We start from the raw sequence: 20,543 nt of genomic DNA on the forward strand, positions 1-20,543 counted from the left end.
CTTTAGGAGTTCTTGGTGTCTTCGCCCTCATTCGGTGCCCGCAAACGCGCGACCGTAATCGCCGGTATCGGTGCTGTCTCGGTTCTCGGCACCGTCCTCGCCGCCTGCAGCAGCGGGAGTGACAGTGCTGCCGACGCAGGCCCCGCCCAGTCCGGCGGAACCCTTCGCTACGGTCTGTCGCAGGCGCCGACGTGCGCCGATCCGGCCCAGGCCGGCAGTAACCAGACCGTGTATGTCACTCGGACAGTGGTGGATTCGCTTACCGATCAAAATCCCGACACCGGAGAGATCACCCCGTGGCTCGCCAAGAGTTGGGAGATCAGCCCCGACGCCGCTAGCTTCACGTTCGTCCTTCGCGACGACGCCACCTTCAGTGACGGCACACCGGTGACGGCGGATTCGGTGAAGAAGACCTTCGACTCGGTCAAGAACCTGGGACCGAACGCGTCGTTGGCGAAGAGTTACCTGTCCTCGTACACCGGTACCGACGTCGTAGATGCTCACACGGCGAAGATCAATTTCTCCGGACCCAATGTTCAGTTCCTGCAAGCAACTTCGACGCCACAGCTCGGAATCCTCGCCGATTCCACCACCGCGCTGGCATCCGAGCAGCGCTGCCCCGGTGCAGCGGTGATCGCCTCCGGACCGTTCGTGTACACCGACTGGCAGCAGGACAAGAGCGTCAAGATCGCCAAGCGTGCGGGATACAACTGGGCCTCGGATGCGGTCGCGCATCAGGGCGAGGCGTACCTCGATGGCGTCGACTTCACGGTGGTTCCCGAATCCGGTGTGCGGGCGGGCAGCGTGGCCTCCGGCCAGCTCGATGCGGTCAGCGATGCGCTTCCGCAGGATGCGCCGCAAATCGAGGGCGCGGGTGGACGAATCCTCACAAGGCCGAACCCGGGTGTGAGCTTCTTCTTCCAGCCCAACGTCAGTCGCGGCGTTCTCGCTGATCAGGCTGTTCGTCAGGCCATCATTCCCGCGATCAACCGCCAAGAACTCGTCGACACCGTTCTGGATCCGTCGTTCTTCCCGGCCACGAGCCCGCTGGCTCACACCACTCCGCTCTACAGCGACGAATCCAGTGTCGTGACGTACGACGCCGACAAGTCGGCGAAACTCCTCGACGCGGCTGGTTGGAAGACCGGCAGCGACGGTATCCGCGAGAAGGACGGGCAGAAGCTCACTTTCAGCGTCACCTTCAGTCCGGTGTTCTCGGGTAACCAGGCCATCCTCGAGCTCGTGCAGCAGCAGCTCAAGAAGGTCGGCGTCGACCTGCAGCTCAACTTGGTCTCGAACGGTGAATGGACCGAGAAGGGAGTATCGGGTGATTACGATTCGCTGTATTACAACAGCACTCGCGCGGACGCCGACATCTTGCGGGCATCGTTCAGCACCGAAGGCCGCAACCTGAACCGTCGCGGCGCAGATCCGGAGCTCGACAATGTACTCACAGACCAGCTTGCAGCCACGGACAACGGCCAACGCGGCGAACTGGTATCCACCGCACAGGAATTGATCCTCGACCGTGGACTCTCCATCCCCACCATCGAGCTCTCGCAGGCCATCGGCGCCGGATCGAGTGTGCAGGACCTGAACTTCGAAGCCTCCTCGCGCCTGCAGTTCTACGACGCATGGTTGTCGGGTAAGTAATCATGACTCGATACGTACTCACCCGACTGGGCCAGGCCGCAGTGGTTCTGTGGGCCGCCTTCACCATCTCGTTCGTGATTCTGTTCCTCCTGCCGAGTGATCCCGTCAGCATGGCTGCCGACTCGTCCGGTCAGGGTGTTGCAGTGGATCAGGCTGCGCTCGATCAGCTTCGGGCACGGTACGGCTTGGACCAGTCGGTGTGGGTGCAGTACTGGACGTCGCTGACGAATGCTCTTCGCGGCGATTTCGGTACGTCCATCTCCACCGGTCAGTCGGTGACGGATGCCATCTTCTCGGCGCTGCCGAGCACTCTGGTCTTGGCAACCACCGCTTTGGTTCTGGCCGTGTTGTTCGGAGTGGCGATCGCGTTCTTCGCTACCTACACCCGCAAGCGGTGGCTCGCGAATCTGTTGTTCTCGCTGCCGCCGCTGGGTGTGGCAGTGCCCACTTTCTGGGTGGGCCTGATTCTTCTGCAACTCTTCTCGTTCCGTCTGCACATCTTCCCGGCATTCGGAGACAAGGGATTCGCAACGGTGATTCTTCCGGCGATCACCTTGGCGATCCCGACCGGCGCGGTGATCGCGCAGGTGCTCACGACCAGCCTGCAGTCGACGCTACGTTCGCCGCACGTGGAGACTGCGTACGCCAAGGGCGCAAGCCGTTGGCGCGTGCAGACCCGTCACGCGTTGCGACTGGCGAGCATTCCGGCATTCACCATTGCCGGTGTGCTGGTCGGCACGCTGCTGGCGGGCTCGGTGGTTGTGGAAACGGTGTTCTCCCGCGCGGGCGTCGGCCGTCTGACACAGACGTCGGTGATGGCGCAGGACATCCCGGTGGTGCAGGGAGTCGTTGTGTTCGCCTCTCTCGTGTTCGTGCTCGTCAACCTCGCGGTCGACCTCTTCTACCCCTTGATAGATCCACGGATCATCCAGACGAAGAAGAGTCACACCGAAAAGTCGAATACCGAAAGCTCGACCGATCTGGAGCCGGCTCATGTCTGACACATTGATCGAACCCCTACTCCTCGATCCGAGCGTCGAGGCGAAGGCACCTGTTGTTTCGCGCCGAAAGTCCACGGCCATCGGCTGGATCCGAAAGCCAGGCTTGGTGATTCCGGTGTTGATCGTGTTGCTTGCCATCGGCTTTGCCGTCGCACCCGGATTCTTTGCCAGCGGCGATCCGTTGTCCGGTGTCCCGGCGGACAAACTGCAGGGCCCGAGCCTGGCTCACTGGTTCGGAACCGACAATCTCGGTCGTGACCTGTACACACGGTTCGTGCACGGCGCCGCGCTGTCCCTGACCGCAACCTTGGTGGCGGTCGGAATCGCATTGGTGGCGGGATCGATAATCGGTTTGCTCGCGGGCTTTGTCGGTGGCGTCGTCGACGCCGTGCTGATGCGCATCGTCGACGTGCTGCTGTCCATTCCGGCGCTGCTGCTCTCGTTGGCACTGGTGACCGCACTCGGCTTCGGCACCATCAACGTCGCCATTGCTGTCGGCGTCAGTATGGTCGCCAATTTCGCGCGAGTGATGCGTGCCGAAGTGATGCGGGTGCGCGGAGCTCAGTACGTCGAGGCCGCGTTCAGTTCGGGTGTGCAGTGGCTCGGTGTCCTGCGTCGGCACGTGCTTCCCAACTCCTACGCGCCGGTGGTCGCGCTGTCCGCTGTCGAGTTCGGGCAGGCAGTACTGGCGGTGTCGGCTCTGAGCTTCTTGGGATTCGGCGCCGTTCCGCCTACCCCGGAATGGGGATCGCTGGTATCCGAGGGACGTAATTTCCTCGCCAATGCCTGGTGGATGACCACACTTCCCGGTCTCGCGATTGTCGCCGTGGTCATCTCGGCACACCGTATCGGCCACGAGATCGAAAGGAACAACCGGCGATGAGCACGACCGAGGAACAGTTGCTTTCCGTCACCGACTTACAGATCGCCTACGGCGCCGAGCCCGCGGTATCCGGCGTGAGCTTCACCGTCGGTCGGGGCGAAGTAGTTGCGGTGGTCGGGGAATCGGGTTCCGGTAAGTCGACCACGGCCCACGCGATATTGGGTCTGCTCGCCGGCAGTGGCCACGTCACCGGCGGGACCGTCGAGTTCGAGGGTGAACAGATCGACTCGTATTCCGACCGTGCGTGGCAGCGAATCCGCGGCGCGCGTATCGGTTTGGTGCCGCAGGATCCGACGACCTCGCTCAACCCGGTGACGAGGATCGGCGACCAGGTTGCAGAAGTCCTCCGGATCCACGGCCTCGCAGACCGTCGCAAAGCCCGGTTGGACGCCGTCGAGGTGCTCGAGCGCGCGGGTATCGACCGGCCGGAAATCCGAGCACGCCAGTACCCGCACGAGCTCTCCGGCGGTATGCGGCAACGCGTTCTGATCGGTATCGCGCTTGTCGCGAACCCGGCCCTCGTAATCGCCGACGAGCCGACCAGTGCTCTGGACGTCACGGTTCAACGGCGCATTCTCGACCATCTCGACGAGCGGATTGCCGAATCCGGTGCCGCCGTGCTCCTGATCACGCACGACCTGGGTGTGGCCGCAGACCGCGCGGACCGGATCCTGGTGATGCAGGGCGGCAGGATCGTCGAATCCGGCCGCACCGCAGATATTCTGGACAACCCGCGAGACGAGTACACGAAGAAACTTCTGAGCTCTGCGCCGAGCCTGTCCTCGGGACCAGTCGTTCGCCCGGTCCGCCAGGACACCAGCCCGCTGCTGACCCTGACGGGAATCACCAAGCACTTCAACGTCGGACGCGGGAGTTCGATCACCGCGGTGAACGAAGTGTCGCTGACTGTTCCGAGGGGTCAGACGGTGTCGCTGGTGGGGGAGTCGGGCTCCGGCAAGTCGACCACGGCGCGCATCGCCGTGCGGTTGGAGCAGGCGGATGCCGGCACCATCTCCTTCGACGGACACGACATCACGAAGGTCAAGGGCAGCGATCTGCGCGAGCTGCGCCGAAAGATCCAGCTCGTGTACCAGAACCCCTATGCATCACTAGACCCGAAATTGTCCGTCCAGGACATCGTTGCGGAGCCGCTGCGGGCCTTCAAGGTTGGTGGACGCAGCCAGCAGCAGACTCGTGCGGCAGAGTTGCTCGATCAGGTTGCACTTCCCGAGCAGTTTCTGAGCCGCAAACCGGCCGAACTCTCGGGCGGCCAGCGTCAACGGGTGGCGATCGCTCGTGCGCTCGCGTTGAAGCCGGACCTGCTCGTTCTCGACGAACCTGTGTCCGCTCTCGACGTCTCGGTGCAAGCGCAGATTCTGGCGCTACTCGACGAGTTGCAGCGCGAACTGGGCCTGACCTATCTCTTCATCTCCCACGATCTTGCGGTTGTTCGCCAGATCAGCGACGTCGTCGGCGTCATGCAGTCCGGGCGATTGCTCGAAATCGGCACTACCACCGAGATTTTCGACAATCCCCGAAACGAGTACACACGCACACTTCTCGACGCGATCCCCGGGCGGGATCATTCGACACGAAAGGCCGAACATGTCCGAGCGTAGTTCCGGAGCATTCCTGGTCGGCCTCGAATTCGAGGGAACCGGAGCTCATCCGTACTCCTGGCGACGCGAGGATTCGCGCGCCGAAGATCTGTTCACGCCCTCGTACTGGGTGGACCTGGTGACCGCCGCGGATCGGGGTGGGGTGGATCTGGCGTTCCTCCCTGACTCGTTCGGACTGCAATCCGAAGGCCGGCACGCAGTGCGCGGGAGATTGGAGGCGGTGGCAACTGCGGCGCGGCTGAGTGCTGTGACCTCGCGTATCGGTCTGATCCCCACTGCGACAGTCACGCACACCGAGCCGTTCCACATTTCCAAGGCCGTCGCGAGTATCGACTACTCGTCTGCTGGGCGGGCCGGTTGGCAGGTCGCGGTGTCCGACACCGCCGAGCAGGCGGCGTTGTTCGGCCGAAAGACAGTGCAGGGTCCTGAGTCTGCGTGGGAGGAAGCGTCCGAGGCTGTCGAGGTGGTCAGTCGGCTGTGGGACAGCTGGGAGGACGACGCCGAGATACGGGACGCTGCGAGCGGACGATTCATCGATCGGGACAAGCTGCACTACATCGACTTCGAGGGAAAGAACTTTTCCGTCAAGGGCCCGTCCATCACGCCGCGCTCCCCGCAGGGGCAGCCGCTGATCGCCGTCGACGCGAGCAGGCCGGAGGCACGCGAACTCGCGGTTGCGCGCGGAGATCTGATTCGGATCTCGGCAACCGATCTCGCCGAGGCCAAAACTACGGCCAAGCTGGTCCACGCGAGTGCCGCCGCCCTCGGGCGCAGCGTCAGGGTTCTCCTCGACGTCGACGTGCTTCTCGGCGCTGATCGCGGAGCCGCCGACGACGCTCTGGCGGAACTCGAGGAATGGGCGGGAGCGCCGTACGCCCCGCACTCGCTGTTCTATCGCGGTGACAGTGCCGGCCTGACTGTCCTCCTTCGCGAGATCGGTGGGCTGGCCGGGGTCGACGGTGTTGTCCTGCGTCCCTTGGCTTTGGCTGCCGCAGTGGAGAAGATCGCGGCGGACGTGGTGCCGACTCTCAATCCGCGACCGACTACCGGCCCGACGCTGCGCGAGCGGTTGGGTTTCGAGTTGCCCGTCAATCAGTTCGCGTAGCGCGAGCAAAGAACAGGAACACCGATGACACAGAACAGGATTCGCAAGCAAGTTCACCTGGGTGCTCACTTCCCCGGCGTGAACAACACCACGGTGTGGACCGATCCGGCGTCCAAGAGCCAGATCGAGTTCAGCTCGTTCGAGCATCTCGCCCGCAGTGCCGAACGCGGATTGTTCGACTTCTTCTTCCTCGCAGAAGGGTTGCGCCTGCGCGAGCATCAGGGCAAGATTCACGACCTCGACGTGGTCGGCCGCCCGGATACGTTCAGTATTCTCAACGCGGTTGCCGGTGTGACAACGCATCTCGGCCTGGCCGGGACGATCAACACCACGTTCAACGAGCCGTACGAGTTGGCCAAGCAGTTCTCGACGCTCGATCATCTCTCCGACGGCCGCGCCGCCTGGAACCTGGTCACCTCCTCGGACGCCTTCACCGGCGAGAACTTCCGCCGCGGTGGCTATCTGGAGCATTCCGAGCGGTACGCACGCGCAAACGAGTTGGTCGACGCAGTACGGACGCTGTGGGACAGTTGGAGCATCGATCGTCCGATCGTCGACCGTGAGCGCGGCGTTTTTGCCACCGACCAGCAGGTCGGTCAGTTCCACCACGCCGGTAAGCAGTTCGATATCACCGGACGCTTCGAAGTTCCTCGGAGTCCCCAAGGGCACCCAGTTCTGTTGCAGGCAGGTGATTCCGACGAAGGACGCGAGTTCGGCGCCGCCAAGGCGGACGCGATCTTCACCGGGCACGGAACGCTCGAAGCAGGCAAGGCGTTCTACGCCGACGTGAAGGGACGCCTGGCCAAGTACGGACGCACGCACGCAGACCTCAAGATTCTCCCCGCCGCCACCTTCGTGCTCGGTGACAACGCCGCGGACGCACAGGAGAAGGCGTATCACATCCGGCGGCAGCAGGTCGGACCCCAGACTGCCATCGCTTTTCTCGAACAGGTTTGGGGCAGAGACCTTTCCCAGTACGACGCCGACGGCCCGTTGCCGAAGGAAGATCCGTCGGACGACGTCAACATCACCCGCGGACGCGTCCGCCACGTCAAGGATCCGCGAGCGGTCGCAGATCAGTGGCGTGCCAAGGCCGAGGCCGAAAACCTCAGCATCCGTGAACTCATCATCGAAGTGACTGCCCGCCAACAGTTCGTGGGTAGCGCCGCCGAGGTCGCTGCCGAGATCGACAGCTACGTCCAGGGCGACGCAAGCGACGGATTCATCCTCGTTCCCCACATCACCCCCGCGGGCCTCGACGAGTTCATCGACACCGTCGTACCGGAACTACAGGACCGCGGCAGTTTCCGGACCGAGTACTCAGGAACCACCCTGCGCAGCCATCTCGGGCTGCGTCACCCGCACGAGCAGGCTGAAGGAGTCCGCGCATCATGACCGTTACCGACACTTCCACCAGCACCTTCACCGGCGATTGGAATGCCTGGCACGCCTCGCGCGACGCCACCTTCGGCGAACCCCTCGGCTGGCTGAGCCTGACTGCGTTGCATTGGCTGGTGGACACCGATTCCACCTTCGCGGACCTGCCCGGTGCATGGCGCGCCGACGCGAATGCCGTTGTCGTCACCGCGACGCCCGCAGACGACCTCTCGATCGACGGCGTCGCAGTGGACGGTTCGGCCACTCTGAATCCGATCGAGGGGGCGCCGGGACTGATCGTCAAGCAGGGCGCGCGGTTGGTCGAGGTCATCCGCCGCACCGGCGAGGTCGCTCTGCGGATCCACGATTCGTCGGCCCCGGCATTGGCGCAATTCAGTGGTATCCCGACCTTCGAGCCGAACCCGCAGTGGCGCATCGAGGGTGTCTTCACAGCCTTCGAGGAGGCTCGCACGGTGACGACAGGTGCGGTCGTCGAGCGCCTCGAGCATCATCACGACGCCCTAGGAACCATCAGCTTCGAACACGACGGTGCAACGTATACGCTGATTGCGTTCGCGGGCAAGGACAACGGCTTTCACATCCTGTTCACCGACGCGACCAGTGGTGTGTCCACCTACCCGGCCGCACGCTCGCTGCACGTGAGCGCACCTGAACCCGGTGGCGCGGTAGTCCTCGATTTCAATCGGGCGTCGAACCTGCCCTGCGCGTTCACCGATTACGCGACGTGCCCGGTGGCCCCCGCCGAGAACCGCCTGGCGTTCGCGGTGGAAGCCGGCGAGAAGACACCGGACACCCGCTCCGAAAGCGGACCGAGGTGAGCGCGCCGCTGTCCGTACTCGACCTCTCGCCGATCAGTGAGGGCGGAACGGCCCGCCAGGCTTTGCGGAACTCGCTGGACCTCGCTCGTTCTGCCGAAGCGTGGGGATACAAGCGTTACTGGGTCGCCGAACACCACTTCGTCGGTGTTGCCTCTTCGTCGCCAGCAGTGCTTGTCGGGCTGATCGCGGCCGCCACCAACACCATTCGTGTCGGCTCGGCCGCCGTGCTGCTGGGCAACAACACGGCGGCTCAGGTGGTCGAGGCCTTCGGTACCGTCGAAGCGTTGTATCCGGGTCGTATCGATCTCGGTATCGGGCGCAGCGGACAGCGTCGGGTGGAGGCACTTCGCGCCGTCGCTGCCGGAACGCCTGCGCCGGCAGAATCGAAGCGAGAGAACGTCGTACGCGACGGCGTCGTGATCCCGGCACCCTTCGATCCAACCGGTCTTCTCACGTCACCGCGGTTGCAGGCGTCGTTCGAGGCATTGGCGTTTCCGGGCGCGCAGGCGCCCGATTTCAAGCAGCAGGTCGACGACATACGCTCGCTCCTGAACGGTACCTACAGAACCCGCGACGGCATCGAATTGCACGCCAGTCCCGGCGAGAATGCCGACGTCGAACTGTGGGTGTTCGGAAGCAGTGCGGGCCCCAGTGCCGAGCTCGCCGGACGACTCGGATTGCCGTTCGGTGCGAATTACCATGTGGCGCCCTCGAGTACGCTCGATGCCGTCGAGGCATACCGTGCAGCATTCCGACCGTCGGCAGTCCTGTCGGAGCCGTATGTCGTCGTCTCCGCGGATGTTGTTGCTGCGGAAGACGATGCGACGGCGAGAGAGTTGGCGTCTACGTTCGGGCACTGGACGCACAGCATTCGCAGCGGACACGGCGCCATCCCGTACCCCGATCCCGCGACAGCGCTCCCACTTTCCGACGCCGACAAAGCAGTGGTGGAGGATCGGCTGATCACGCAGTTCGTCGGTTCACCGTCTACCGTCGCCGACAGGCTCGACAGTTTGCAGAAGCTCACCGGAGCGGACGAATTGGTAATCACCGGGGTGACCCATCGGCACGAGGATCGTCTGCGCTCGTACGAGCTGCTTGCCAAGGAATGGGGACTACCCGCACTACTGGCAGCGTGAGTTTGCCTTGGTCCATTAGTGTCGAGTGATGTTTTCACCTCGAGATGCCCTTGCGGTTGCTCTTGACGTAGCGCGTGAGGGCATGGAGCTCGGGGAGATGCCGATCGGCGCAGTCGTGTTCGACGACGACCGTGTGCTCGGGCGGGCGTATACGCAAGAACGGGCACTCGGCCGACGGGTAGTCCATGCGGACCTTCAAGCGCTCTTGCAGGCCGACGAGGCTCTCGGATTCACTCGAGCGTCCGGTGAATTGACATTGGCGGTCAATCTCGAACCATGTCTCATGTGTATGGGTGCCGCGATCACGCTCGGCGTGACCCGGGTGTGGTTCGCTGAATACGCCACCGGCACTGGCCCCGCCGGGATGCGGGACTGGGCGCGCAGTCTCACCTGACGCCATGGCTTGTAAGGAGGGCCGTGAGGCTCACGCCCCGATAGCGCCCGCGATCATCGGCCACGACGCGCGCATGTCGGCTTCGAAGAGCCCCCAGGTGTGGGTGCCTTCGGGTCGGAAGCTGAACGTCGCGGGAATGCCGAGCTGACCGAATCGCCCCTGCAGGGCAGCGGTGCACATGTTGGTGATGCCTTCGAGGACCGCGCCGGGAACGACGCCGGCGGCCATCGCCAGCGAGTTGATTCCGTCCACCGGGCCGGGGAGGCCGTTGCCGGTCGAGATGAACAGCGCTGTGCCACGCAGTTTCTCGGCGTTGATCAACGGGTCGTGCGCCGCCCACTGCGGGCTACCCCACGGCCCCCACATGTTGGCCGCGTTGCCGCCGCCGAGTATCTCGACCATCGAGCGCACCGCTGCCTGGCCGAGCGGGTCGCCGGCGCGCGGACAGCCGCTGTACGAGCCGACTGCGCGGTAGGTGCCCGGCGACTGGATCGCGAGGTCCAGAACCGGTCCGCCGGCCATCGACACACCACCGAGTGCGTTGACACCGGTCGTGTTGTACCGAGCGTTGACCGCCGCCGGTAGTTCCTTGGTGAGGTACGTCTGCCACTTGTTACGGCCCAGCACCGGATCGTCGGCGTTCCAGTCGGTGTACATGCTGAACTTGCCGCCGACCGGCATGACCACGTTGACGTGTTTGTCGTCGAAGAAGTCACGAACTCCGGTGTTGTTGAACCACGAGATCCCGTCCTCGCCGCCGCCGACACCGGTCAACAGATAGAAGGTCGGGGCCGGGCCTCCTCCGGCCGGCGAAATCACGTCGTTGGCGATCCAGCGGTCCATCGAGGGGGAGTAGACGTCGATGCGACTGACCACGGAATCCGCGCTCGCGGTCGGCGCGCTGAGGCCGAGAAAGCCGGCGGCCATGGCCACCGCCATCGTCAGCCGAACCGTGAAACGACGTGTCTTCATATTTCCCCCCAGGCGCAAGCCGGACAGCGTATTTGTGCCTTCCAACAGTGGCACAATGCGAAGAGGAGTGACGAATGTCCGGGTAACAGTCGTATAAGAAGATGGAGACAATTGCGTGGGATCGCAGTCGCACCACCCCGAATCCGACGTGATTCGGCTGGCCTTCGGGCTGGCCGCGATCACGGCTGGTGCGGCGCGCAGAACCGCTGGTCTCGCACTTGATTCCGTGCAGCGGATCCCTGTCGTCGGTGACGCACTCGACGGCGCGATCACCCAGGTCACCACTCGCGGCACGGAAGCGATGCACTCGACCGTGGAGTTCGCCGACTCGACCTTGCGGACGGTGATCAAAGCTGTCGTCGACGCTGCTCTGTCCGAAGTCGACATCACCAAGATCGTCGTCGACCACGTGGACATCGACAAGATCGCCGAGAACATCGACGTGGACAAGATTGCCGAACGGGTCTCGCTCGAACCGATCATCGACCGGGTCGACGTGGACGAGATCGCAAGCCGCCTCGACGTCAAAGCGGTGATCGATCGCCTCGATCTCGACGGGATAGTCGACACGGTCGACCTCGAACGCCAGGTCAACCGCATCGACCTCGTCAAGATCGCCGACCAGGTCATCGAGGGCGTCGACCTGCCCCAGATGATTCGTGAATCGACCGGTTCACTCTCCACGGAAGCCGTGCACGGAGCTCGAGTGCAGGGCATGCAGGCGGACGACGCTGTCGCCGGCTTCGTCGGGCGACTCTTCGGCCGCGACAACGCACCGTCATCAGATAAACCGTCACCAGAAAAACCGTCGACAGAGACCGATCCGAAGACGAACGCAGGCGAACGCTAGTGGCCCAGGAGAGTTCCGGCCCAGCCGGCATCGTCACCCGTGGACTCGCCGGACTGATCGATCTGGGCGTCGTCCTGCTCCTGATGGGTTCCGTGTACGTGGGCTTCGCCTTCGTCCGACTGCTCTTCTCGCCACAGAGTTTCACTTTCTCGGAACCGGGAATCTTCCTGTCCACGACGGCATTTCTCGGTGTCTCGGTGGCGTATCTGACCGCCTGCTGGGCGACCACCGGTCGGACCGTCGGGTCCCTCGTGATGGGGCTGCGGGTGATCACGTCCGGGCATCGCCTCGTGCGCTGGCCGTTGGCCTTCATCCGTGCGGTGCTCTGCGTGCTCTTCGCCTTCGGATTGCTGTGGTCGGCGGTCGATCGACGACGACGTTCGTTGCAGGACATCGTTCTGCGCACCGAGGTCGTCTACGACTGGCGTCAGGACCCGGATCTGGTGGCACCGCACGGAGGTGAGCACGCATGAGTGAACCGAACCGCCCGGACGAGCGCTTCACCCTTGCCAGCGAGCGCACCTTCCTCGCCTGGATGCGTAGCTCACTCGCCCTGCTGGCCGGAGGCATCGCCGTCGTCCAGTTGGTACCGGAATGGAGTACCGGGTGGGTTCGCACGACTCTCGGTCTGACCCTTATCGCACTCGCGGCGGCAGCCGCACTGGTAGGTATGCGACGCTGGCTACAGGTGAAGAAGGCGCTCGAGGACGGAGCGGCGATGCCGGAACCGCACGCATTGTGGCTGTTTGCACTGGCACTGGCCGGGGTTGCCGTCGCAGCCGGCGTGGCAACGGTGGTCACCAGCCTCGCTCGCTGAGATACGCAGAGAAGTCCCAGCGGTGTCTGGATAGTCTGCAAAGAACGTGAAGCATGTCAGAGAAGTAAACGAAACAGACGACAAGGGAGTGCACTGTGGCGCAGGAACTCAAGCTCGGATACAAGGCATCGGCTGAGCAATTCGGCCCTCGCGAACTGGTAGAGCTGGCAGTTCTGGCAGAGCAGCACGGCATGGATTCCGTTGCGGTGAGCGATCATTTCCAGCCGTGGCGCCACAACGGTGGCCACGCACCGTTCTCGCTCGCCTGGATGACCGCCGTCGGTGAGCGCACCGAGCGCGTGCAGATCGGCACGTCCGTGATGACGCCGACGTTCCGCTACAACCCGGCAGTCATCGCTCAGGCGTTCGCGACGATGGGATGTCTCTACCCGGGACGCATCATGCTCGGCGTCGGCAGCGGTGAGGCTCTCAACGAGATCGCCACCGGCTTCCAGGGCGAGTGGCCCGAGTTCAAGGAACGCTTCGCGCGGCTGCGTGAGTCCGTGCGGTTGATGCGTGAGCTGTGGCTGGGCGATCGTGTCGACTTCGAAGGCGAGTACTTCACCACTCGTGGCGCGTCGATCTACGACGTTCCCGAGGGTGGCATTCCCGTGTACATCGCGGCCGGCGGACCCGTTGTCGCCCGGTACGCGGGACGTGCCGGTGACGGCTTCATCTGCACCTCCGGAAAGGGCATGGAGCTCTACACCGAGAAGCTGCTTCCAGCCGTTACCGAGGGCGCAGCCAAGGCCGAGCGCGACGTCGCCGACATCGACAAGATGATCGAGATCAAGATCAGCTACGACACCGATCCGGAGGCTGCACTCGAGAACACCCGCTTCTGGGCTCCGCTGTCCCTGACGCCGGAGCAGAAGCACAGCATCGAGGATCCGATCGAAATGGAAGCCGCTGCCGACGCTCTGCCCATCGAGCAGGTGGCCAAGCGCTGGATCGTCGCTTCCGATCCGGACGACGCCGTCGAGCAGGTCAAGGCCTACGTCGATGCCGGTCTCAATCACCTGGTGTTCCACGCACCGGGCCATGATCAGCGCCGGTTCCTCGAACTGTTCGAGCGTGACCTCGCGCCTCGCTTGCGTGCTCTGGGCTGATCCTCGAGATCAACTGAACGGTGTCTGCCACTCGACGTGTGGCAGGCACCGTTCGTCTTTCTCGTAGCCGCCGGTTGTCGGCACGAGCGTGAGCGTGACCACGATCAGTCGCAAGGTGGGCGGCGGCCCACACTAGGCTGTTGGGCATGCCAGAAGCGCCCGCTGCCGTGTCGAGTGTCTACGTCGCCTCTCCTGAAGGTGATACCGGAAAATCCACCATCGCGCTTGGCGTGCTACAGATGCTGTGCGCGACCGTCGCCCGGGTCGGTGTCTTCCGCCCGATCGCCCGCTCTACCGAGGAAACCGACTACATCCTCGAACTGCTGCTCGAGCACACCACCGCCGATCTCTCCTACGCCGACGCACTCGGCGTCACCTACGAGCAGGTTCACGCCGATCCTGAAGCCGCGCTGGCCGACATCGTCGCGAAGTACCACACCGTGGCCGAGCAGTGCGACGCCGTCGTCATCATCGGAAGTGACTACACCGACGTAGCAAGCCCGAGCGAGCTGAGCTTCAACGCCCGCATCGCCGTGAACCTCGGCGCGCCGGTTCTGCTGGCGGTACGCGGCGCTCGGCGCAGTGTCGAGGAGGTCGCCCAGCTCGCGCATCTATGCGCCGCCGAGTTGGCCGCCAACCACGCTCATCTGCTCGCGGTCGTCGCCAATCGTTGCGATCCCGACAAGCTCGACGAGGTCACCGCAGCGCTGTCCGACATCGGTGTTCCGACGTGGAGCCTGCCGGAGATTCCGTTGCTCGTCTCGCCCACGATGGCCGAGTTGATGGAGGCCACCGGCGGCGAGTTGTATTCGGGTGACCCGGAACTGCTGCACCGCGAAGCGCTCAAGGTGATGGTGGGCGGCATGACCGCCGAGCACATCCTCGAGCGTCTGGTCGAGGGCATGGTCGTCATCGCACCGGGCGATCGCTCGGACGTACTGCTCGCGTTGCTCAATGCGCATGAGGCGGAGGGATTTCCGTCGCTCGCGGGCATCATCATGAATGGCGGGATCACGCCGCACCCGGCCATCGCGGCGTTGATGGCCGGCCTCAAACAGCGTCTTCCGATCCTGACGACAACCCTCGGTACCTTCGACACCGCAAGCGCCGCAGCCCAAACCCGCGGACGCGTGGCAGTCGGTTCGCAGCGCAAGGTCGACACCGCGTTGAGCTTGATGGAACAGCGCGTCGACGCCGACGTCCTGATGGACCGACTGGCACTGCCGATCCCGTCCGTCGTGACCCCACAGATGTTCGAGTACAAGCTGATCGATCGTGCTCGACGCGATCGCAAGCACATCGTCCTGCCTGAGGGTGACGACGACCGGATCCTGCGCGCGGCCGGCCGGCTGCTGCAGCGCCAGGTTGCCGACCTGACGATCCTCGGTGACGAACCCAGTGTGCGTCGACGCGCAGCGGAACTCGGCGTCGACATCAGCGGCGCGCAGGTACTCGCACCCGCGCAGTCCGAGTACACCGAGCGCTTCGCACAGGAATACACCGCGCTGCGTGCTCACAAGGGCATGACCATCGAGCGGGCCCGCGAGGTGATCGCCGACATCTCGTACTTCGGAACGATGATGGTGCACTTGGGAATTGCCGACGGCATGGTCTCCGGTGCCGCCCACACCACCGCTCACACGATTCGACCCTCGTTCGAGATCATCAAGACCGCCCCCGGTGTCTCGACGGTCTCGAGCATCTTCCTGATGTGCCTGGCCGACCGCGTTCTCTCCTACGGTGACTGCGCCGTGGTTCCGGACCCGACGTCGGAGCAGTTGGCGGACATCGCGATCTCGTCCGCACAGACGGCGTCGCAGTTCGGGATCGATCCGCGCATCGCGATGCTCTCGTACTCCACCGGCGATTCGGGCAGCGGAGCCGACGTCGACAAGGTTCGCACCGCGACCGCTTTGGTGCGCGAGCGTCGACCGGATCTGTTGGTGGAAGGGCCCATTCAGTACGACGCCGCCGTCGAGCAGAGTGTCGCCGACAAGAAGATGCCGGATTCGCTGGTGGCGGGCAAAGCAACGGTGTTCGTGTTCCCGGACCTGAACACCGGCAACAACACGTACAAGGCAGTGCAGCGTAGCGCCGGTGCTATCGCCGTCGGGCCGGTTCTGCAGGGACTGAACAAGCCGGTCAACGACCTCTCGCGTGGAGCGTTGGTCCAGGACATCGTCAACACCGTGGCTATCACGGCAATACAGGCACAGGGAGCGCAAGCGTGAGCGACGGCACCGTACTGGTCATCAATTCCGGCTCGTCATCCATCAAATTTCAACTCGTGCATCCGGATACGGCGGAATCGGTGGCACACGGTCTCATCGAGCGCATCGGTGAGCCCGACGGCCACATCGTCTACAACCACCGCACCGGAGTCGAAGACCGGAGCCTTCCGATCGCCGATCACCGCGCAGGTCTGAAGATGGTGCTCGACATCGTCGCCGAGGTCGGGCGGCCGCTGAGTGAGGCCGGAATCATCGCAGTCGGTCACCGAGTCGTGCACGGTGGTGACATCTTCTATTCGCCGACTCTCATCGACGACGGCGTCGTGAAAGCCATCGAAGATCTGTCGAACCTTGCGCCGCTGCACAATCCCGCCAACGTGATCGGTATCGAGGTGGCGCGCGAAGAACTGCCAGACGTTCCGCACGTCGCAGTGTTCGACACCGCCTTCTTTCACACACTGCCCGCGGCGGCGTCCACCTATGCGATCGATCGGGATGTGGCCAAGGCCAACCAGATTCGCCGGTACGGCTTCCACGGGACCTCACACGAATACGTGTCTGGACGGGTCGCGGAGTTCCTCGGCAAGGATCCCGCCGAGCTGAATCAGATAGTCCTGCACCTCGGAAACGGCGCTTCGGCCTCGGCAATCAAGGGCGGCAAGGCCATCGACACCACGATGGGCCTCACCCCGCTCGAGGGTCTTGTCATGGGCACCCGCAGCGGCGACATCGATCCAGGCATCATCTTGCACCTCAATCGCAACTCGGGAATGAAGGTCGACGAGATCGACGACCTCCTCAACCGGCGCTCCGGTTTGAAGGGACTGTCGGGAGTCAACGATTTCCGTGCCCTGCTCGCACTGATCGAGGGCGGCGACCAAGACGCACAACTTGCGTACGACGTTTACGTACACATGCTCCGTAAGTACATCGGCGCCTTCATCGTTCAACTCGGTGGCGTCGACGTCATCACCTTCACCGGCGGTGTTGGCGAGAACAACGTCGACGTACGACGCGACAGCCTGGCCGGGCTTTCCCGTCTCGGTATCGAGGTCGATCCGGCTCTCAACGAGGCGAAGAGTCGCGACGAGCGTCGTATCTCCGCATCCTCGTCGGCTGTCGAGCTGCTGGTGGTCCCCACCAACGAGGAGTTGGCGATCGCCCGCGCGGCGAAGGCTTTGGTGGCCGCACTGTAGGTTTCTGCAGCACTGTAAACCTCGGGGCGTCCGTCAGAAATTGCTGCGCGGACGCACCGCATTCGCCCGGTCCACGAGGGCGTAGCGGTGCGTGCGGGAGGTCGTGGCGCGAGCGAGGGCGCGAAGGCAGGCTTCGGCTCCGGTGCGCAGACCTTGCTCGGTGAAGGGCAGGTCGAGGATGGGTTCGAGTTCGGTGTGCGAGCGATTGCCGTAGCGAATCCAATCGAGGGCCGTGCCCAACACCAGGGTTCGCATCTGCAGGCTTCGGCTCTCTTCAGCAGGCAGCGCCCGAACACGACGGGCGGCTTCCCGCAGAGTCGATTCGTCGAGTTCGGCGATCGGAACGCCGGACAGCATCGTCAGAGCGCTGGACATCCGTGCGACGTTGTAGTGCCGGGAAGACGTGGGTACTTCGTCGAGGGCGGCGATGGCTGCCTTCTTGTTGCCGTGATCGGCGAGTTGTCGGGCGAGCCCGAATGCTGCGCTGACGTAGTTCCGTTCGGTCCGCCAGACGGTGCGGTAGTACTTCTCGGAGAAGCGGCACCATTGGTCCGGGTCGTCGCTCTCCCAGTGCTGGAGGATCAGTTCTGCCGTCGCTGCCAACGCCAGCTTTGGTGCAGCCTCGCCGGGCAGTGCGGTGAGAACTGTCTCGAAGTGACTGAAAGCGGGCTCGAATCGGTCCAGTTGTAACGCCGCAAGTCCTCGATACCACTCGATCTTCCAGTGGTCCCCGATGTTCTGCTGGAGTTCGCCCAGAACTGTCAGTGCGGTTTCCGGATCACCGAGATCGAGATGAGCTTTGGCCTCGGCCAGTCGAACTTCGCCCGAGACGGCGGCCGCCGGTGTGCCTGACGTTCGGTCGATTCCGTTCTCGCGGGCATGCTTGAGAGCATCGAGAGTCTGAGACGGTTCGCTGTGCACCGCTGCCGCCAGCAACGGCGCGCTGGGATCGGTGGGGTCGACCAACGGAATGGGAAGTGCGTGCGCAACTTCGCGCGGATCGAGAGCGGCGTCGTGGCTGACACCGTCCACGTACACATCGGTTTGCCCGACCAGTTCATCGGTGCCGAAAGACGTTCGCTGCCTGCTGAACACGAGCGAGAGTCCGGGATTCTCCTGCCCGGTCTGCTCGGCGAGGATTTCTCGCAGAACGCCGGTGAGTTGTCCCGCGATTTCCTCGGCGGACTGGAATCGCTTCTTCGGATCCGGGTCGGTAGCGCGTAGCAGTAGACGGTGAAAGAACTCGTGGTCGCGCAGTAGTGGCTCGTCCTCGGGTTCGGGAAGGCCGTCGAGGTACCGTCCGTGCTTCGAAGGCATGTCGAGGGTGAGAACCGCGAGTGTTCTTCCAACGGTGAAGATGTCGGAGGCGATGGTCGGACCGGTCTCGATGATCTCGGGTGCTTGATAGCCGGCGGTACCGTACAGGTACCCGTAGTCTTCGATTCCGGACACGGCGCCGAGATCGATCAGCTTCAACTGATCCTCGGTGACCATCACGTTCTCGGGTTTGAGGTCGTTGTAGGCCAGGCCGGTGGAATGCAGATAGCTCAGCGCCGGAAGGATTTCCAGTACATAGCCGATTGCCTGCTCGATCGGCATGTGCTTGCCGTCCGGGAATTCGGCCAGCACCTCGCGCAATGATCGCCCACCCACGTACTCCATGACGATGTACCCCATGGGTGTGCCGTCCGGGCGCGGATGCTCGACGAAGTTGAAGATCTTGACGATGCTGGGGTTGGCGACCTCGGCGAGGAACTGACGCTCGGCCACCGCAACGGCTTGCGCTTCGGAATCACCGAAATGCAAGAGCCCCTTGAGAACTACCCACCTGTCGCTGACATTGCGATCGATCGCGAGGTAGATCCATCCCAGGCCGCCGTGCGCGATGGGCCCTTGAACCTCGTACTGACCGGACACCAATTCGCCCTCTTCGAGAAGTGGGCGGAAGTCGAAAGTGGAACCGCACTTGGGGCAGGTGCCGTGCTGAGTTGCCTTGGTGCTTGCGCTCTTACGACCGACTGGTTCGTTGCATTTCCAACAGAAGCGTTTCCGCTCGGGGACGGTCGGGTCACTCATCACCGCAGATGCGGGGTCGATCTGCGGGACGGGGGGAACCTCGACCAGGCCGCCGCCGAGGCGCAGCTTTCGCCCCGACCGGCTGCGGCGGGATCGAGTGGAGCGGCCGGTCGGGGAGGAGGACGCGGACGGCGTGGTTGCTCGTATCTGGGCCGAGGTCGGTTCGAGACGCTCGTAGGCGCCCGTGGCTTCGGGCTCGGGCCGCTCGTAGGCGCCGGTGGCTTCGGGTTCGGGACGCATGGAAGCCTGCGTGGCGTCGGGCTCGGGGCCGGTTTCTTCGGTCATGTCAGCCTCAATCCCGGTAGACGGCCGGCGGGGGACCGGGCGAAGGACCGAGGACGCTGAGCCAGCGGTCGTAGATACGGTTCCAGGTCCCGTCGCTCCGGATCCGATCCAGTGTTCCGTTGACGAATCGGACCAAGTCGGGGTTGTCCTTGTTCACTCCGATTCCGTACGGTTCGACGCCCAGTGAGCCACCGACCATCATCAGATACGGGTCTTGCGAGGCGAGGCCCGCGAGGATCGTGTCGTCGGTGCTGATCGCGTCCACCTGCCCCTGCTGGAGGACGACGAGGCAGTCGGACCACATCGGGACGGTGACGACGGTGGCTTCGGGTTGGAGTTGCTGGATTCGAGTCGCCGAGGTCGTTCCCCGGGCAGCGCAGACCCGCTTGCCTGCGAGGTCGTCGATGCCGCGGACGGATGACCCCTGCAAGACCTGAATTCGTTGTTCAGCGGAGAAGTACTGCGTCGAGAAGTCGACCTTCTCGCGCCGCTCGCACGTGATGGTCATGGTCTTGACGACCACGTCGACCATCGATTCCTGGAGCGCGGCGATCCGATCGTCCGACGTCAGGATTCGGTACTCGATCTTCTCCGGGTCACCGAGCAGATCTCGGGCGATTTCGCGGGCGATGTCCACGTCGAAACCCTCGAGGCGCCCGGTGGCCGGATCGCGAAAGCTCATGAGGTTGGAACCGGTGTCCAGGCCCACGATCAGCCGCCCGCGGGCGCGGATGGCGTCGAGGCTCGGCGTGGGTGGCTGCGGAGATGCGTCTGCGGGGGTGGGCCGCAGGCTCGCGGTGAGGTTGGTGCACGACGCGGTAGTCGTCGGTGTCGGGCTGGGAGCGATGGTGGCCTCGGCCGGCAGCGGCGGTTCCGTGTACGACGTGGCGCCTGCGTTGTCCAAGTCTTCGGCTCGATCCGCACCGCAACCGGCGAGCACCAGCATGGCCGCTGCCAGAACCGCGACACATACGGCCGGGCTCTTCCTCCGCATCAC

General features: G+C 64.0%; 18 protein-coding genes. 15 read left to right on the forward strand and 3 right to left on the reverse strand.

The window, feature by feature from the left end:
• Positions 1–15 precede the first annotated feature (15 nt).
• Genes P0M12_RS19645 through P0M12_RS19685 form a run of 9 tightly spaced genes read left to right on the forward strand, consistent with a single transcriptional unit; the run spans position 16 to position 10,010 of the window.
• Entirely contained in the window at positions 16–1,653 is a 1,638-nt protein-coding gene (locus P0M12_RS19645; protein WP_277376729.1) for an ABC transporter substrate-binding protein, read from the forward strand.
• Between the two features lie 2 nt (positions 1,654–1,655).
• Positions 1,656–2,654, forward strand: coding sequence for an ABC transporter permease (locus P0M12_RS19650; protein WP_003944382.1), 999 nt, complete (start codon positions 1,656–1,658; stop codon positions 2,652–2,654).
• Entirely contained in the window at positions 2,647–3,537 is an 891-nt protein-coding gene (locus P0M12_RS19655) for an ABC transporter permease (RefSeq protein WP_007726838.1), read from the forward strand. Before P0M12_RS19650 ends, P0M12_RS19655 begins: the two co-directional genes overlap by 8 nt.
• Positions 3,534–5,156, forward strand: a complete 1,623-nt coding sequence (locus P0M12_RS19660) for an ABC transporter ATP-binding protein (protein WP_277376730.1) — start codon at positions 3,534–3,536, stop codon at positions 5,154–5,156. Before P0M12_RS19655 ends, P0M12_RS19660 begins: the two co-directional genes overlap by 4 nt.
• Entirely contained in the window at positions 5,143–6,261 is a 1,119-nt protein-coding gene (locus P0M12_RS19665; RefSeq protein ID WP_058038523.1) for an LLM class flavin-dependent oxidoreductase, read from the forward strand. Before P0M12_RS19660 ends, P0M12_RS19665 begins: the two co-directional genes overlap by 14 nt.
• 24 nt (positions 6,262–6,285) lie before the next feature.
• Positions 6,286–7,656, forward strand: a complete 1,371-nt coding sequence (locus P0M12_RS19670; RefSeq protein WP_058038522.1) for an NtaA/DmoA family FMN-dependent monooxygenase — start codon at positions 6,286–6,288, stop codon at positions 7,654–7,656.
• Positions 7,653–8,477: a DUF1684 domain-containing protein gene (locus P0M12_RS19675; RefSeq protein WP_042925888.1), complete on the forward strand. Its 825-nt coding sequence runs from the start codon at positions 7,653–7,655 to the stop codon at positions 8,475–8,477. The genes P0M12_RS19670 and P0M12_RS19675 overlap by 4 nt, the downstream gene beginning before the upstream one ends.
• On the forward strand, positions 8,474–9,616 hold the full coding sequence (locus P0M12_RS19680; protein ID WP_063314815.1) for an LLM class flavin-dependent oxidoreductase: 1,143 nt from the start codon (positions 8,474–8,476) through the stop codon (positions 9,614–9,616). The genes P0M12_RS19675 and P0M12_RS19680 overlap by 4 nt, the downstream gene beginning before the upstream one ends.
• Before the next feature lie 28 nt (positions 9,617–9,644).
• Complete coding sequence (locus P0M12_RS19685; RefSeq protein ID WP_075832552.1) at positions 9,645–10,010, forward strand: nucleoside deaminase; 366 nt, start codon at positions 9,645–9,647, stop codon at positions 10,008–10,010.
• A gap of 30 nt (positions 10,011–10,040) precedes the next feature.
• On the opposite strand, the gene P0M12_RS19690 is transcribed toward P0M12_RS19685, so the two are convergent.
• The gene (locus tag P0M12_RS19690; protein WP_003944347.1) at positions 10,041–10,982 is read right to left on the reverse strand and encodes an alpha/beta hydrolase family protein; all 942 of its coding nucleotides are present in this window, start codon (positions 10,980–10,982) and stop codon (positions 10,041–10,043) included.
• Between the two features lie 115 nt (positions 10,983–11,097).
• Here P0M12_RS19690 and P0M12_RS19695 point away from each other — a divergent pair, with 115 nt between their 5' ends.
• The 6 genes from P0M12_RS19695 to P0M12_RS19720 all read left to right on the forward strand — a co-directional run bounded on the left by P0M12_RS19695 (position 11,098) and on the right by P0M12_RS19720 (position 17,185).
• Positions 11,098–11,832: a hypothetical protein gene (locus tag P0M12_RS19695; protein ID WP_003944326.1), complete on the forward strand. Its 735-nt coding sequence runs from the start codon at positions 11,098–11,100 to the stop codon at positions 11,830–11,832.
• On the forward strand, positions 11,832–12,305 hold the full coding sequence (locus P0M12_RS19700) for an RDD family protein (RefSeq protein WP_003944375.1): 474 nt from the start codon (positions 11,832–11,834) through the stop codon (positions 12,303–12,305). The genes P0M12_RS19695 and P0M12_RS19700 overlap by 1 nt, the downstream gene beginning before the upstream one ends.
• Positions 12,302–12,649, forward strand: a complete 348-nt coding sequence (locus tag P0M12_RS19705; RefSeq protein WP_003944317.1) for a DUF202 domain-containing protein — start codon at positions 12,302–12,304, stop codon at positions 12,647–12,649. The genes P0M12_RS19700 and P0M12_RS19705 overlap by 4 nt, the downstream gene beginning before the upstream one ends.
• 95 nt (positions 12,650–12,744) lie before the next feature.
• Entirely contained in the window at positions 12,745–13,758 is a 1,014-nt protein-coding gene (fgd, locus tag P0M12_RS19710) for a glucose-6-phosphate dehydrogenase (coenzyme-F420) (RefSeq protein ID WP_054186924.1), read from the forward strand.
• Positions 13,759–13,904: 146 nt separating this feature from the next.
• Complete coding sequence (gene pta, locus P0M12_RS19715; RefSeq protein WP_042452123.1) at positions 13,905–15,989, forward strand: phosphate acetyltransferase; 2,085 nt, start codon at positions 13,905–13,907, stop codon at positions 15,987–15,989.
• Positions 15,986–17,185, forward strand: a complete 1,200-nt coding sequence (locus P0M12_RS19720; protein ID WP_277376733.1) for an acetate kinase — start codon at positions 15,986–15,988, stop codon at positions 17,183–17,185. The genes pta and P0M12_RS19720 overlap by 4 nt, the downstream gene beginning before the upstream one ends.
• A 33-nt stretch (positions 17,186–17,218) precedes the next feature.
• On the opposite strand, the gene P0M12_RS19725 is transcribed toward P0M12_RS19720, so the two are convergent.
• Together P0M12_RS19725 and P0M12_RS19730 are read right to left on the reverse strand one after the other, a co-directional pair.
• Positions 17,219–19,546 carry a serine/threonine-protein kinase gene (locus tag P0M12_RS19725; RefSeq protein WP_158170278.1) on the reverse strand — a complete coding sequence of 776 codons (2,328 nt, stop codon included), beginning with the start codon at positions 19,544–19,546 and terminating at the stop codon, positions 17,219–17,221.
• Between the two features lie 7 nt (positions 19,547–19,553).
• Positions 19,554–20,540 carry a glutamate ABC transporter substrate-binding protein gene (locus P0M12_RS19730; protein WP_003944406.1) on the reverse strand — a complete coding sequence of 329 codons (987 nt, stop codon included), beginning with the start codon at positions 20,538–20,540 and terminating at the stop codon, positions 19,554–19,556.
• Positions 20,541–20,543 lie beyond the last annotated feature (3 nt).

The organism is Rhodococcus sp. RCBS9, from assembly GCF_029457415.1.
Lineage (GTDB): Bacteria > Actinomycetota > Actinomycetes > Mycobacteriales > Mycobacteriaceae > Rhodococcus_F > Rhodococcus_F qingshengii.

What these genes read in the sequence shown, in the direction of transcription:
- P0M12_RS19705 (WP_003944317.1), top strand. Translation starts at nt 12,302, where the DNA reads ATGAGTGAACCGAACCGCCCGGACGAGCGCTTCACCCTTGCCAGCGAG.
- P0M12_RS19690 (WP_003944347.1), bottom strand. Translation starts at nt 10,982, where the DNA reads ATGAAGACACGTCGTTTCACGGTTCGGCTGACGATGGCGGTGGCCATG.
- P0M12_RS19660 (WP_277376730.1), top strand. Translation starts at nt 3,534, where the DNA reads ATGAGCACGACCGAGGAACAGTTGCTTTCCGTCACCGACTTACAGATC.
- P0M12_RS19725 (WP_158170278.1), bottom strand. Translation starts at nt 19,546, where the DNA reads ATGACCGAAGAAACCGGCCCCGAGCCCGACGCCACGCAGGCTTCCATG.
- P0M12_RS19730 (WP_003944406.1), bottom strand. Translation starts at nt 20,540, where the DNA reads ATGCGGAGGAAGAGCCCGGCCGTATGTGTCGCGGTTCTGGCAGCGGCC.
- P0M12_RS19650 (WP_003944382.1), top strand. Translation starts at nt 1,656, where the DNA reads ATGACTCGATACGTACTCACCCGACTGGGCCAGGCCGCAGTGGTTCTG.
- P0M12_RS19655 (WP_007726838.1), top strand. Translation starts at nt 2,647, where the DNA reads ATGTCTGACACATTGATCGAACCCCTACTCCTCGATCCGAGCGTCGAG.
- pta (WP_042452123.1), top strand. Translation starts at nt 13,905, where the DNA reads ATGCCAGAAGCGCCCGCTGCCGTGTCGAGTGTCTACGTCGCCTCTCCT.
- P0M12_RS19675 (WP_042925888.1), top strand. Translation starts at nt 7,653, where the DNA reads ATGACCGTTACCGACACTTCCACCAGCACCTTCACCGGCGATTGGAAT.
- P0M12_RS19670 (WP_058038522.1), top strand. Translation starts at nt 6,286, where the DNA reads ATGACACAGAACAGGATTCGCAAGCAAGTTCACCTGGGTGCTCACTTC.
- P0M12_RS19685 (WP_075832552.1), top strand. Translation starts at nt 9,645, where the DNA reads ATGTTTTCACCTCGAGATGCCCTTGCGGTTGCTCTTGACGTAGCGCGT.
- P0M12_RS19665 (WP_058038523.1), top strand. Translation starts at nt 5,143, where the DNA reads ATGTCCGAGCGTAGTTCCGGAGCATTCCTGGTCGGCCTCGAATTCGAG.